Origin of the sequence: Cellulomonas bogoriensis 69B4 = DSM 16987 (assembly GCF_000767165.1) — a bacterium.
Lineage (GTDB): Bacteria > Actinomycetota > Actinomycetes > Actinomycetales > Cellulomonadaceae > Actinotalea > Actinotalea bogoriensis.
In genome coordinates, this window is sequence record NZ_AXCZ01000004.1 from 1 (window position 1) to 13,594 (window position 13,594).

Below are 13,594 nucleotides of genomic sequence, written 5' to 3' on the forward strand. Positions count from 1 at the left end.
CCAGCAGGGCGCCGGTCGCGGTGCGGGTCAGCACGCCGCCGGCATCGTGGACCGCCGCCAGCACCGCGTCTGCGGCCGAGGCGTCACCGATCCTGCCCAGTGCACGAGCCGCGACCTGACGGACGTCATGGTCACGGTCGCGCAGGAGCGGGACCAGGGACGCGCCGTCCTCGCGGCGACGTGCGGCCCCGAGCAGGTCGGCACCCCGCGCACGGCGTACGGCGCTGCGCGACCCGCAGTCGCGGGCGGCACGCTTCAGCGTCCCCCGCCGCTGGAGCAGACCCACGAGGTTGCCGTGGGCCTCACCGGAGACCTTGCCCAGGAGCCCTGCGGCGACCGGCTCGACGGCAGACCAGTGGCGCGCGTCCAGGCCCGCGAGCCAGGCGAGATCGCGGTCGTCACCCTCACCCGCCACGACCCTCATGAGGACCGGTCGTGCGGGCGCCGCGAGCCGGCGCCGGCTGCGTTCACGGACGGCGCGCACCCCGCGACCGAGCCCGGCGACCAGCGCGAGCACGAGGATCACTGCGAGGAGGACCGCAAGGACAGCACCTGCCGCCCCCAGCGTCACGTCGAGGCCCTGGCCAGGACCGCCTGGACGCGGTTGACGAGCTCGCGGGGGCTGAACGGCTTGGTGACGTAGTCGTCGACCCCCGTGCGGAAGCCGGCGTCGACGTCGGACTCCTGGGACCGTGCGGTCAGCATGATCACGGGGACCTGCGCGGTGGCAGGGTGGCGCCGCAGCTCGCGGGTGACGTCCAGGCCCGACAGGCCCGGCATCATCACGTCCACCAGTGCGAGGTCCGGCGGCTCGGCCAGGGCGAGCGCGAGGGCCTCACTGCCGTCCCCCACGGCCACGACGGTGAACCCCGCCTGCTCGAGCTTGAAGACCACCAGGTCACGCACGTCCGGGTCGTCCTCTGCGACCAGCACTCGTCGACCACTCACCGCGCCCCCCGCTACGACTCCCCCGCCGCCGACGGCGCCGGGTCTGCACCTGCCCTGCCGGGACCTAGTCCCGGGAGAACTCCGCCCCGAGGGCCCCGAGCTTGTCCATGAAGTGCTCGTACCCACGGTCGATCAGCCTGATCCCCCGCACCTGGGAGGTCCCCTTCGCCGTGAGCGCGGCGATCAGGTGGCTGAACCCGCCGCGCAGGTCCGGTACCTCGATCTCTGCAGCGTAGAGGGGTGTGGGGCCGGACACGACAGCGGAGTGGTAGAAGTTGCGCTGCCCGAACCGGCAGGGGTGCCCGCCCAGGCACTCCCGGTACACCTGGATGGTGGCACCCATACCCCGCAGCGCCTCGGTGAAGCCGAACCGGTTCTCGTAGACGGTCTCGTGGACGATCGACAGGCCTGTGGCCTGGGTGAGCGCGACGACCAGGGGCTGCTGCCAGTCGGTCATGAAACCCGGGTGGACGTCGGTCTCGAGCACGATCGAGCGGAGGTCGGCGCCCGGGTGGTAGAAGCGGATGCCGTCGTCGAGGACCTCGAACGCCCCGCCGACCTTGCGGAACGTGTTCAGGAACGTGGTCATCTCGGGCTGGGTGGCGCCCTTGACGGTGATGTCCCCGCCGGTCGCGAGCGCGGCGGAGGCCCAGGAGGCGGCCTCGATGCGGTCCGAGAGGGCGGTGTGCCGGTACCCCTCCAGCCGCGGGACGCCCTCGATGCGGATGACGCGGTCGGTGTCGACCGAGATGATCGCGCCCATCTTCTGCAGCACGTTGATCAGGTCGAGGATCTCGGGCTCGATCGCGGCGTTGGACAGCTCGGTCAGGCCCTCGGCCCGCACGGCGGTCAGCAGCAGCTGCTCGGTGGCACCCACGCTCGGGTACGGGAGCGCGACCTTGGTGCCCCGCAGCCCTCGAGGGGCGCGGATGTGGATGCCCTGCTCACGCTTGTCGACCTCGGCGCCGAACTGGCGAAGGATGTCCAGGTGGTAGTTGATGGGTCGGTCACCGATGTGGCACCCGCCCAGGTCGGGGATGAACGCCTCGCCCAGGCGGTGCAGCAGGGGCCCGCAGAACAGGATCGGGATCCGGCTCGCCCCGGCGTGGGCGTCGATGTCGGCGACGTGGGCGACCTCGACGTTGCGGGGGTCCATGTGCAGGACCCCCGTGGCGGGGTCGGCGGTCACGATGACCCCGTGCAGCTCCAGCAGGCCGGTGACCACACCGACGTCGCGGATCACCGGGACGTTGCGCAGCTCGCTGGGTGTATCACCCAGCAGGGCCGCGACCATGGCCTTGGAGACGAAGTTCTTGGCACCGCGCACGGTGATCTCACCGTTGAGGGGGTTGCCACCGTTGACGTAGAGGACGTCGTGCATCCGCCTATGGTCGCTCACTGCGTCGCTCCAGTCATGTCCGTGCCCCAGACCCGTGGACAACGGGGGATGGGCCTGAGGCGCCCAGGATCTCACGTACGTCCGCGGACGCGGCACGGCCCCGGCGCGGCGTGAGCCGCGGCGGGGCCGTGCCGGACCGGGGTGGTCTCAGCCGAGGGCGTCGTCGCCGTGCAGCGCCACGGGCCGGGCCGGGCGGACCTCGACCGGCGGCAGGTGCTTGGCGGGCAGCGTCGTGGGACGCCAGCTGTCGCGGGTGGACTCGAACGCGGTGATGTCGGTCTCGTGCTGCAGGGTGAGCCCGATGTCGTCCAGGCCCTCCATGAGCCGCCACCGGGTGTAGTCGTCGACCTGGAACGAGGCCACGACGTCCCCGCAGGTCACCTGGCGGGCTTCGAGGTCGACGGTCACCTCGGTGCCCGGGTGCTCCTCGAGCACCTTGAGGATCATCTCGACGTCCTCCTGGGCGAGCTGGGCGGCGAGCAGACCCTGCTTACCGGAGTTGCCGCGGAAGATGTCGGCGAAGCGTGAGGACAGCACGGCCCGGAAGCCGTAGTCCTTGAGCGCCCACACCGCGTGCTCGCGGGAGGAGCCGGTGCCGAAGTCAGGGCCGGCGACCAGGACCGAGCCGGACCGGTAGGCGTCCTGGTTGAGGACGAACTCGGGGTCGCCCCGCCACGCGGCGAACAGCGCGTCCTCGAACCCCGTCCGCGTCACGCGCTTGAGGTAGACCGCCGGGATGATCTGGTCGGTGTCGACGTTGCTGCGGCGCAGCGGGACCCCGACACCGGTGTGCTGGGTGAACTTCTCCACGGTGTTGCTCCTTGGGTGACGAGGTCAGGCGGGCTGGGCGGCGGAGGTCACGTCGAGTGGGCTGCCGTCGGGAACCTCGACGTCGGGCCCGAGGTCCGCCACCGACGAGAGCGTGCCGCGGATCGCGGTGGCGGCCGCCACCAGCGGGGAGACCAGGTGGGTACGCCCGCCCTTGCCCTGGCGTCCCTCGAAGTTGCGGTTGGACGTCGAGGCGCTGCGCTCCCCCGGCTTGAGCTGGTCCGGGTTCATGCCCAGGCACATCGAGCAGCCGGCGTTACGCCACTCGGCGCCGAAGTCCAGGAAGATCTGGTCCAGGCCCTCGGCCTCGGCCTGCAGCCGCACCCGGGCGGAGGACGGCACGACCAGCACCCGCACGTCGTCGGCCTTGCTCCGGCCCTTGACGAGCTTGGCGACCGAACGGAGGTCCTCGATGCGCCCGTTGGTGCAGGACCCGATGAAGACGGTGTCGACCTTGATGTCGCGCAGCGGTGTTCCCGGGGTCAGGCCCATGTACTCGATGGCACGCTCAGCGGTGACCCGCTCGGTCTCGTCGGCGATCAGCTCCGGGACGGGCACGTCGGCCGACAGCGGCAGGCCCTGGCCGGGGTTGGTCCCCCAGGTCACGAACGGCTCGAGGTCGGCGGCCTCCAGGACGACCTCGGCGTCGAAGACGGCGTCGTCGTCGGTGCGCAGGGTCTTCCAGTACTCCACGGCGGCGTCCCAGTCGGCGCCCTCGGGGGCGTGCGGGCGGCCCTTGAGGTACTCGAACGTCGTCTCGTCCGGGGCGATCATCCCGGCGCGGGCGCCGGCCTCGATCGACATGTTGCACACGGTCATGCGGGCTTCCATGGACAGCGACCGGATCGCCTCGCCCCGGTACTCCAGGACGTAGCCCTGGCCGCCACCGGTGCCGATCTTGGCGATGATCGCCAGGATGATGTCCTTGGACGTGGTGCCCTTGGGCAGCTCCCCGTCGACCGTGATCGCCATGGTCTTGAACGGTGCGAGCGGCAGGGTCTGGGTCGCCAGGACGTGCTCGACCTCGCTGGTCCCGATGCCGAACGCCAGGGCACCGAACGCACCGTGGGTCGAGGTGTGGGAGTCCCCGCACACGACCGTCAGGCCGGGCATGGTCAGCCCGAGCTGGGGCCCGACCTGGTGCACGATGCCCTGGTCCGCGTCACCCAGGGAGTGCAGGCGCACACCGAACTCCGCGGCATTGTTGCGCAGGGTCTGGATCTGGGTGCGGGAGGTGAGGTCGGCGATCGGCCTGTCGATGTCGAGGGTGGGGGTGTTGTGGTCCTCGGTCGCGATCGTGAGGTCCGGGCGCCGCACGCCGCGGCCCGCCAGGCGCAGCCCCTCGAAGGCCTGCGGGCTGGTCACCTCGTGGATCAGGTGGAGGTCGATGTACAGGAGGTCCGGGGCGCCGTCGGTGCCGCGGCGCACGATGTGCGCGTCCCATACCTTCTCCGCCAGCGTCCTGGCCATGTGCTGCTCCCTCGATGCGTGTCAGACCCGGGTCTCGGGTACCAAATCCGGCCGAGGTACTTGCGTCTCAGCCCGCGAGACGCCAATATCGACCTATGGACAACTCTAGCGGAGTCGGCGTGCTGGACAAGGCCGCATCGGTCCTCAGTGCCCTCGAGGCAGGACCGGCGACCCTCGCGCAGCTCGTCGCAGCCACGCACCTCGCCCGTCCGACCGCGCACCGACTGGCGGTCGCACTCGAACATCATCGCCTGGTCGCACGGGACATGCAGGGGCGTTTCGTCCTGGGCCCGCGCCTGTCCGAGCTCAGCACCGCCGCCGGGGAGGACCGCCTCCTGGCAGCCGCCAACCCGGTGCTCACGGCTCTGCGTGACCACTGCGGTGAGAGCGCCCAGCTCTACCGCCGCCAGGGCGACCAGCGGATCTGCGTCGCCGCGGCCGAGCGGCCGATCGGCCTGCGCGACTCGATCCCCGTCGGTGCGACGCTCACCATGCAGGCCGGCTCGGCGGCCCAGATCCTGCTGGCCTGGGAGGAGCCCGACCGCCTCCACCGGGGCCTGCAGGGCGCGAAGTTCACGGCCACGATCCTGTCCGGCGTGCGACGCCGCGGCTGGGCCCAGTCGGTGTCCGAGCGCGAGGCGGGCGTGGCGTCGGTGTCGGCGCCGGTCCGGGGCCCCTCGGGACGCGTGGTGGCGGCGGTGTCCATCTCGGGCCCGGTCGAGCGGCTCAGCCGCCAGCCCGGCCGCCTGCACGCGGGTGCCGTGGTCGCGGCCGCGAACCGTCTCACCGAGGTCCTGCGCCGCACGAGCGACTGACTCGCACGTCCCTGGCGCCGGGGACCAGCACTCCCCCGGCGCCAGGGACCCAGGCTCTTCCACGTGCGCCGTGCGCATGGGCGGTGGCTGCACACGACGAAGGCCCGATCACCGTAGTGATCGGGCCTTCCGCTGTACCCCCAAGGGGATTCGAACCCCTGTTACCGCCGTGAGAGGGCGGCGTCCTAGGCCACTAGACGATGGGGGCCTGTCGTGCATTCATCCCTTTCGGGAGGAACGAGAGAACTCTACCTCATGCGGACCAGTGCTGGTAACCAGCCTCACCGACTGCTTACGTCGCGCTGACCTGCGCTGGGGTACCAGGACTCGAACCTAGACTAAGTGAACCAGAATCACTCGTGCTGCCAATTACACCATACCCCAAGGGGTATAACGCCCGTCCGACCGGAGCCTCAGCACCGTTCGAAACGACACGTCGTACCGCCGGAGGACTCTACCCGAGCCCGGCCGGTGCACCAAACCCGAGGACGAGGTCGGGGAGGCGGCCGAGGTCGGTCACCACCTCCACCCCCCTCTCCGTGGCGGCGCCGACCTCCCGCTGCTCGACACCGACCCGGCGCGGGCCAGGCCGGTCGAGCCACACCCCACGCAGGCCGGCGGCGACCGCCGCCACCGCGTCCACGTCGAGCTCGTCCCCCACGTAGACCGTCGCGGCAGGCTCCGTGCCCAGGCGGGCGCACGCCTCGGTGAAGACCCGCGGATGGGGCTTGCCCACCCCGAGCGTGTCCACGCCCACCAGCACGCCCAGCCAGCGGTCCAGCCCGGTGCGAGCCAGCTTGGCCTCCTGGTAGGCGGTTGCGGCGTTCGTGAGGGCTCCCAGCCGCAACCCTGCACGCGTCAGGGCCTCCAGGGCAGGAGCGGCGTCCGGGTGCGCCCGCCACGCGCCGCTGAACCGCTCCTCGAAGAGCTGGTCCCACTCCTGGTAGGCCTCCTCGTCCAGGGGCGGCCCCCCGAAGGTGGCGTGCAGCTCGTTGGCCCGCGCCATCCGCTGGGTGCGGTGGTCGACCTCCCCCCGGGTGTAGCTGCGGTAGTGCCCGGCCACGTCGGCCCGCCACGCCGCCAGGACCTCGGCCTCCCGACCGCGCGCTCCCGGCAGGTAGCGGTCCACGATGGCACCCAGGGCGGCCTCGAACGCGCCGCGGGTGTCGACCAGCGTGTCGTCGATGTCGAGCAGCACGCCCCGGACCGGGGTCACAGGGTGGCGCGCAGCGCGGCGAACCTGGCGAGGGTGGACTCCTTGCCGAGGATCTCCAGGGACTCGAACAGCGGTGGGGACACGCGCCGTCCGGAGACCGCGACCCGCAAGGGCGTGAACGCCAGCCTCGGCTTGATGCCCAGTCCCTCCACGAGCGCGTCGGTCAGGGCCACCTGGACGGCCTCGGCGGTGAACGCCGCCCCGTCCAGCGGTGCCAGTGCGGCTGTCGCGGCGTCCAGGACCTGCCCGGCCCCGTCCCGCAGCGCCTTGCGACCGTCCTCGGTGACCTCCAGGTCCGCGTCGTGGACCAGCAGGAAGCCGAGCATGCCCACGGCCTCGCCCAGGACGGTGATGCGCTCCTGGACCAGGGGGGCGCCGGCGTCCAGGACGGCGCGCTCGGCGGGGGCGAGGTCCTCGTAGCCCGCGGCCGACACGAGCCCAGCGGCGTGCAGGTACGGGACCACCCGTCCGCGGAAGTCCTCGGGGGCGAGCATCCGCACGTGCGTGGCGTTGATGGCCTCGGCCTTCTTGAGGTCGAACCGTGCCGGGTTCGGGTTCACGTCCGCGACGTCGAACGCCTCGACCATCTGCTCGACGGTGAAGACGTCGTTGTCGGGGGCGATGGACCACCCCAGCAGCGCGAGGTAGTTCAGCAGGCCCTCGGGGACGAACCCGCGGTCACGGTGCAGGAACAGGTTGGACTCCGGGTCGCGCTTGGAGAGCTTCCGGTTGCCCTCCCCCATGACGTACGGCATGTGCCCGTACACGGGCTCCACCGATGCCACGCCGAGCGCAGCCAGGGCCCGGAACAGCACGACCTGCCGGGGCGTGGAGGACAGCAGGTCCTCGCCGCGCAGGACGTGGGTGATGCCCATGAGCGCGTCGTCCACCGGGTTGGTGAGGGTGTACAGCGGCTGACCGTTGGCCCGGACGATGACGAAGTCCGGGACCGACCCGCCCTTGAACGACAGCTCACCGCGCACCAGGTCGGTGAAGACCACGTCGTCCTCGGGCATCCGGACCCGGAGCACGGGCTCGCGCCCCTCGGCACGGTAGGCCTGACGCTGGGCGTCGGTGAGGTCGCGGTCGTAGCCGTCGTACCCCAGCTTGGGGTCGCGCCCGGCGGCCCGGTGCCGGGCCTCGATCTCCTCGGGGGTGGAGAACGACTCGTAGGCGTACCCGGCCTCCACCAGGCGGCGCGCGACGTCGGCGTACACCTCCAGCCGCTGCGACTGCCGGTACGGGCCGTGCGGGCCCCCGACCTCCACGCCCTCGTCCCAGTCCAGGCCCAGCCACCGCATCGCGTCGAGCAGCTGGTCGTAGCTCTCCTGGCTGTCACGTGCGGCGTCGGTGTCCTCGATCCGGAACACGAACGTGCCGCCGGTGTGGCGCGCGTACGCCCAGTTGAACAGCGCGGTGCGGATCAGCCCCACGTGGGGGGTGCCGGTGGGCGAGGGGCAGAAGCGGACGCGGACCTGCCCCGGGGCGGGCGCGGCGGTCGGGGCGGTGGGCGTGGCGAGGTTCTCAGACATGGTGCGGTCAGCCTACTGTCGCACCGGCCGCGGACCAGGTCAGTCGCGGCGCAGCACCGGGTTGCGCAGCACCCCGATCTGCTCGACCTCGCACTCCACCACGTCCCGGTGGACCACCGGCCCGACGCCTGCGGGGGTCCCGGTGAGGATCACGTCACCGGGCAGCAGCGTGAAGGCCTCGGAGACGTAGGAGACCAGGTACGGGACGTCGAACACCAGGTCGCTGGTGCGCCCGTCCTGCCGGGTCCCGCCGTTGACGCGGGCACTGACCGCCAGGTCCTCCACGTCGAGCCCGGGCACGACCCACGGCCCCAGGGGGCACGCACCGTCGAACCCCTTGGCGCGCGACCACTGGTCCTCGGCACTCTGCACGTCCCGCGCCGTGACGTCGTTGGCGACGGTGAAGCCGAACACGTGGTCCAGGGCTCGCTCCGGTGAGACGTCCTTGGCGACCTTGCCGATCACCACGGCCAGCTCGGCCTCGTGGTGGACGTCCTGGGACCAGGACGGCAGCACGATGGGGTCGTCCGGGCCGATCACCGAGGTGTTGGGCTTGAGGAACAGCAACGGCGAGGTGGGCAGCTCGTTGCCCATCTCTGCCGCGTGGTCGGCGTAGTTGCGACCCACGCCGATGATCTTGGACCTGGGGATGACGGGCGCCAGGAGCCGCACGTCGTCGGTCAGGGGCACCTGCTCACCGGTGGGCTGGACCGGCATGTACAGCGGGTCGCCGCTCAGGACGACCAGCCGCTCGGCGCCGGGCTCGCCGTCGACGAGAGCGAAACGGGGGTCTCCACCGGTGCTGAACCTCGCGATGCGCATCTGCGCAGCGTAATCGGCCGCGCCGCCGCACCAGCACCCGGGGGTCGTAGGCTGCACGACGTGAAGCGCGTCGTGGGGGCGGACGTCGCCCGAGGCCTGGCGGTGCTGGGCATGTTCACCGCCCACCTGGGCGACGAGAGGTCCGTGACCTTCGCGTCGCTGAGGTGGATGGAGGTCGTGGACGGCCGGTCCGCGGCCCTGTTCGCGTTCCTGGCCGGGGTGTCGGCCGCGCTGCTCAGCGGCGGCCCACGCCCCGTCACGGGGGCGCGGCTGGGCCACGCGCGCGTGCGGGTGCTGGGGCGCGCGGTGCTCCTGTGGCCGTTGGGCGCCGTGCTGATCGCGCTCGCCACCCCGGTGATGGTGATCCTGCCCGGGTACGCGGTGATGTTCGGGTTGACGGCGCTGCTGCTGTCGGTGCGCACCCGCTGGGTGCTGGTGGGCGCGGCGGTGGTGGCGCTGGTGGGCCCGGTGGTCGTGAGCCTGGTCCGGGAGGCCACGCCGCTCACGCGGCTGCCCCAGCCGGTGGACGTGCTGGTGGGCGACCACTACCCGGCGGCCGTGTGGATGGCCTACCTGCTCGCGGGCCTCGCCGTCGGTCGCACCGACCTAGCCGGCACGCGGGCCCCGTGGCGGCTGCTCGCGTGGGCGGTGCCCCTCGCCACGGTGGGCTACGGGTCCGGGCTCCTGGCCCGTGAGGTGCTCCCCCCGGACGCGTGGCGCACCCGGGCGCTCATGGACGTGGCACCGCACGCGAACACCACCCCCGAGGTGGTGGGCAACGTGGGGGTCGCACTGGCCGTCCTGGGCGTGAGCCTGCTCGCCGCCCGCCACCTGCGGGGTCTGGTGGTCCCGCTCGCCGCGACCGGCGCCCTGGCGCTGACCGCCTACTCGGGGCACATCGTCGCGATCGCGGTCATGGGCAACGCCGTGGTCTGGCAGCCGTCCAACGCACGCCTGGGCGTCTTCATCCTGGTCACCGCAGTCGTGGCGACCCTGTGGCGGCGGTTCGTGGGCCGGGGGCCGCTCGAGGCCGGTCTGCACCTGGCGTCGACCGCCTTCGCCGACGCCCTCGTACCCGCCGGGCGTCGACGACCGGACCCGATCCCCGGGGTGATGGGCTCAGACGCGGACCAGCAGCCAGCCGTGGAGCACCGCGAACCACCCGTCGGGAGCCGCACCCCAGGTGCGCCACCCGTCGGCGACGACCTCGAGGGCGACGTCGTCGGCGAGGGCGTGGGTGAGGGCCTGGCGGGCGAACTCCGAGGACGTGACCCGCTCGGCCCACAGCCCTGACCACCAGGCTCGGTCCTCCGGGGTGGTGTAGCACCAGGTGTCCGCCCCGGCCTCGAGCCGTTCGGCGTCGAACCCGGCCTGCCGCGCCCAGGACAGAAGCCGTCGGCCCGCGTCGGCCTCGACCCCGTTGGCGGCCGTGACCTCGTGGTAGAGCTCGAGCCACTCCGTCATCCCCGGCGACGGCGGGTACCAGGTCATCGCGGCGTAGTCGGCGTCGCGGACGGCCACCAGGCCACCGGGGCGGGCGACCCTGCCCATCTCGCGCAGGGCCGCGACGGGGTCGGTCAGGTGCTGGAGCACCTGGTGGGCGTGGACCACGTCCATGGAGTCGTCCTCGAACGGCAGGGCCAGGGCGTCGCCCTGCTCGAAGCCCACGTTGGTGACCTCGGCGTCGGCGGCAGCCCCCCGTGCGACGTCCAGGACGGCCGCAGAGGCGTCGAGGCCGGTCACGTGCCGCACATGACGGGCCAGGTCCACGGTGACCGTCCCGGGCCCGCACCCCACGTCCAGCAGGGTGTGGTCGGGACGCAGGTGCGGCAGCAGGTAGCCGGCGGAGTTCGCAGCGGTCCGGCGCCGGTGGGCGCGCAGGACGCTCTCGTGGTGTCCGTGGACGTAGACGGTGGTCACGAGCCCAGTAAGGCGCACCTCGCCCCGCGTATCAAGACGCAAGACCGAACGTCTCACACTCCGACACCCGAGGTCAGGCGTCCTGACGCGCGACCTCCACACCCCTGTTGGCGAGCTGGTCGGCGCGCTCGTTGCCGACATCACCGGAGTGCCCCTTCACCCACACCCAGGTGACGGTGTGCCGCGCGACCTCGGCGTCCAACGCCTGCCACAGCTCCTTGTTCTTGACCGGCTTCTTGTCACCCGTACGCCACCCGTTGCGCTTCCAGCCCACGATCCACCGGCTCATGCCGTTCATCACGTACGTGGAGTCCACGTGCAACGTGACCGCGCACGGGCGGGTCAAGGCCCGCAGGCCCTCGATCACCGCCGTCAGCTCCATGCGGTTGTTCGTGGTGGCCGCCTCCCCGCCGAACAACTCGCGCTCGTGGCCGGCGGTGCGCATCCACACACCCCACCCGCCCGGCCCCGGGTTCCCCTTGCAGGCACCGTCGGTCCACATCTCCACGACGGTCAGGTCAGGTGCAAGGGGGTCGGTCACGGCCCACACCCTAGGGCCCCAGGCACCCCGAGGGTGCACGCGCCTGCGCACGACCCCGCGGCGCCCGACACCTAGCCTGGTCGGGTGCAGCCCCACACCGCCCCCACCCGCGACGCCGGCTCCGTCCTGCCCGTGGCCGTGTGGCGTGCACGCCAGGAGCAGCACGCCGCCCGCGCCGACGACCTCACGGCCGGGCACCGGGCACGCCGCGCCTCCGGCCGACGGCACCCGGTCGAGGACTTCCTGTACGACTACTACGGCACCACCCCGGCGACGGTCCGCCGCTGGCACCCCGGGGTCGGGGTGGGCCTGGAAGCGCCCACCGACGACACCACCGAGCACCTGGGGCGGCGGTGGTACACCCGCACCTCCCAGGTGGTCCACCTGGACACGCAGGCGTTCCTCGCCGACCGCGGCGACACGGTGCGCTACGTCCACCACCTGCTCACGGCGACCGCGTCCCGACCCGCCGCGACCGGGTGCTTCGGCCTGCACGAGTGGGCGATGGTCTACCGGCAACCGGCATCGGAACGGCGGCACGCACTCCCCCTGCGCCTGGGACCGGACGGCACCGACGCGGTGGTGGAGGAGCACCAGGTCCGGTGCACCCACTACGACGCGTTCCGGTTCTTCACCCCGCAGGCCACCGGCCGCAACCGGTGGCAACCCACCCGCCGCACGCAACCGGACCTGGAGCAGCCCGGGTGCCTGCACGCGAACATGGACCTGTGGAAGTGGGCGTCCAAGCTCGGCCCCGCGGTCCCGGGCGAGCTCGCGCTGGACTGCTTCGCGCTCGCGGCCGAGGTGCGCCGCCTGGACATGCAGGCCTCCCCGTACGACGTGTCCTCGCTCGGGGAGCCCGCGGTCGCGATCGAGACCCCGGAGGGCAAGGCCGAGTACGTGGCGCGGCAACGGGAGCTGGCCGAGCGCGCCTCGGTGCTCCGCGCAGGGCTGATCGAGGTGTGCGAGGCACTGCTGGACGGTTCCGTGCCACCATCGGCCCGGTGACCATCCGCTACCCGCGCCCCTTGAGCCCGGGCGACCTGATCGGTGTGACCGCGCCATCGGCAGGCGTCCCCGATGCCTTGCGCCCGCGCCTGGAGGTGGCGATCGGGCACCTGCGGTCCCACGGGTTCGACGTCCGGCTGGGCCGCTGCCTGGGGACGCCCGGCCCGACCAGCGCGCCGGCTGCCGAGCGCGCCGCCGAGCTCACCGACATGCTCACCGACCCCGAGGTCCGGGCCGTGGTGCCGCCGTGGGGCGGGGTGCTGGCCATGGACCTGCTGCGGCACCTGGACTGGGACCGGATCGCCGCGGCCGAGCCGACCTGGATGGTCGGCTACTCCGACGTCGCCATGCTCCTGACCGCCCTGACGGTCCGCACCGGGACCGCGACGTTGCACGGGCAGAACCTCATGGACACCCCCTACCGGGTGCCCGCGCCCCTGCTGCCCTGGCTCGACGTGGTCACGGCCCCGGCGGGCGCGGTCCTGACCCAGGGGCCCTCACGGATGCACCGTGGGGAAGGGTTCGACGACTGGGTCGCCGACCCGACGACCACGTCGTACACGCTGACCGGTTCCGGGACGTGGGGCCGCTTGGACGGCGAGGGCGACGTCCAGGCCACCGGGCGGCTGCTCGGTGGCTGCATCGAGGTGGTCGCGAACCTGGCCGGCACCCCGGAGGGCGACCTGGCCGGGTTCGTCGACCGCCACGCACCCGAAGGTCTCCTGGTGCACCTGGAGGCGGCCGAGGCGTCGGCGCTGGAGATCGGCCGCCGGTTGCACGGCCTGCGGCGCGCCGGGTGGTTCGACCACGCGAACGCGGTGCTCGTGGCACGCACCCACGCCCCGGACTCCCCCGGGTACTCCCAGCGCGACGCCGTCGCGGACGCCCTGGGCGACCTGGGGGTGCCGGTGCTGGTGGACGTCGACTGCGGGCACGTGCCCCCGCACCTGGCGCTGGTCAACGGCGCGCTGGCCACGGTGCGCTGGACCCCCGGGCAGAAGGCCCTGACCCAGACCCTCGTCTGAGGTGCGCGGGCAGGAGGTACGCGGCCGGGAGACGCTCGCCCGGCACGGCCCGCACCTGGGAGGATGACCG

At 72.6% G+C, this 13,594-nt stretch carries 13 protein-coding genes, 2 tRNA genes and 1 pseudogene; 4 read left to right on the forward strand and 12 right to left on the reverse strand.

Features of this window, described 5'->3' with window-relative positions; translation table 11 throughout:
* From N869_RS00910 to leuC, 5 genes are all read right to left on the reverse strand, one after another.
* Positions 1-571, reverse strand: a 571-nt coding sequence (locus N869_RS00910; RefSeq protein WP_332248742.1) for a HEAT repeat domain-containing protein, incomplete at its 3' end; no start/stop codon positions are given.
* Positions 568-933 carry a response regulator transcription factor gene (locus tag N869_RS00915; RefSeq protein WP_232229539.1) on the reverse strand — a complete coding sequence of 122 codons (366 nt, stop codon included), beginning with the start codon at positions 931-933 and terminating at the stop codon, positions 568-570. The genes N869_RS00915 and N869_RS00910, both read right to left, overlap by 4 nt.
* 79 nt (positions 934-1,012) lie before the next feature.
* A complete protein-coding gene (murA, locus tag N869_RS00920; protein WP_035056559.1) occupies positions 1,013-2,329 on the reverse strand; it encodes a UDP-N-acetylglucosamine 1-carboxyvinyltransferase in 1,317 nt (438 codons plus the stop codon).
* Positions 2,330-2,494: 165 nt separating this feature from the next.
* Positions 2,495-3,157: a 3-isopropylmalate dehydratase small subunit gene (gene leuD / locus N869_RS00925; protein ID WP_035056562.1), complete on the reverse strand. Its 663-nt coding sequence runs from the start codon at positions 3,155-3,157 to the stop codon at positions 2,495-2,497.
* A gap of 24 nt (positions 3,158-3,181) precedes the next feature.
* Positions 3,182-4,645 (reverse strand): 3-isopropylmalate dehydratase large subunit, encoded by a 1,464-nt coding sequence (gene leuC / locus N869_RS00930; protein WP_035056565.1) that lies wholly within the window; start codon positions 4,643-4,645, stop codon positions 3,182-3,184.
* Positions 4,646-4,740: 95 nt separating this feature from the next.
* Here leuC and N869_RS00935 point away from each other — a divergent pair, with 95 nt between their 5' ends.
* On the forward strand, positions 4,741-5,460 hold the full coding sequence (locus N869_RS00935) for an IclR family transcriptional regulator (RefSeq protein WP_035056568.1): 720 nt from the start codon (positions 4,741-4,743) through the stop codon (positions 5,458-5,460).
* A 135-nt stretch (positions 5,461-5,595) separates the two neighbouring features.
* Here the strand turns inward: N869_RS00935 and N869_RS00940 are convergent.
* The 5 genes from N869_RS00940 to N869_RS00960 form a co-directional block, all read right to left on the reverse strand.
* Positions 5,596-5,668, reverse strand: a tRNA-Glu gene (locus N869_RS00940).
* Positions 5,669-5,772: 104 nt separating this feature from the next.
* Positions 5,773-5,844, reverse strand: a tRNA-Gln gene (locus tag N869_RS00945).
* 70 nt (positions 5,845-5,914) lie between these two features.
* Positions 5,915-6,676 carry an HAD family hydrolase gene (locus N869_RS00950; RefSeq protein ID WP_035056572.1) on the reverse strand — a complete coding sequence of 254 codons (762 nt, stop codon included), beginning with the start codon at positions 6,674-6,676 and terminating at the stop codon, positions 5,915-5,917.
* The gene (gene gltX / locus N869_RS00955; protein WP_035056575.1) at positions 6,673-8,208 is read right to left on the reverse strand and encodes a glutamate--tRNA ligase; all 1,536 of its coding nucleotides are present in this window, start codon (positions 8,206-8,208) and stop codon (positions 6,673-6,675) included. The genes N869_RS00950 and gltX overlap by 4 nt, the downstream gene beginning before the upstream one ends.
* Positions 8,209-8,247: 39 nt before the next feature.
* On the reverse strand, positions 8,248-9,030 hold the full coding sequence (locus tag N869_RS00960) for a fumarylacetoacetate hydrolase family protein (protein WP_035056578.1): 783 nt from the start codon (positions 9,028-9,030) through the stop codon (positions 8,248-8,250).
* A gap of 72 nt (positions 9,031-9,102) precedes the next feature.
* On the opposite strand from N869_RS00960, the pseudogene N869_RS18345 reads away from it, so the two are divergent.
* Positions 9,103-9,633, forward strand: a pseudogene (locus N869_RS18345) (heparan-alpha-glucosaminide N-acetyltransferase domain-containing protein); the annotation flags it as partial.
* 516 nt (positions 9,634-10,149) lie between these two features.
* On the opposite strand, the gene N869_RS00970 reads toward N869_RS18345, so the two are convergent.
* Together N869_RS00970 and rnhA are read right to left on the reverse strand one after the other, a co-directional pair.
* Positions 10,150-10,950, reverse strand: coding sequence for a class I SAM-dependent methyltransferase (locus tag N869_RS00970; RefSeq protein WP_035056580.1), 801 nt, complete (start codon positions 10,948-10,950; stop codon positions 10,150-10,152).
* Positions 10,951-11,023: 73 nt separating this feature from the next.
* Positions 11,024-11,452: a ribonuclease HI gene (gene rnhA / locus N869_RS00975; RefSeq protein WP_052104818.1), complete on the reverse strand. Its 429-nt coding sequence runs from the start codon at positions 11,450-11,452 to the stop codon at positions 11,024-11,026.
* Positions 11,453-11,575: 123 nt separating this feature from the next.
* Here rnhA and N869_RS00980 point away from each other — a divergent pair, with 123 nt between their 5' ends.
* Together N869_RS00980 and N869_RS00985 are read left to right on the forward strand one after the other, a co-directional pair.
* Positions 11,576-12,499 (forward strand): hypothetical protein, encoded by a 924-nt coding sequence (locus tag N869_RS00980; RefSeq protein WP_052104815.1) that lies wholly within the window; start codon positions 11,576-11,578, stop codon positions 12,497-12,499.
* Complete coding sequence (locus N869_RS00985; protein WP_035056586.1) at positions 12,496-13,524, forward strand: S66 family peptidase; 1,029 nt, start codon at positions 12,496-12,498, stop codon at positions 13,522-13,524. Before N869_RS00980 ends, N869_RS00985 begins: the two co-directional genes overlap by 4 nt.
* The last annotated feature ends 70 nt before the right edge of the window (positions 13,525-13,594 follow it).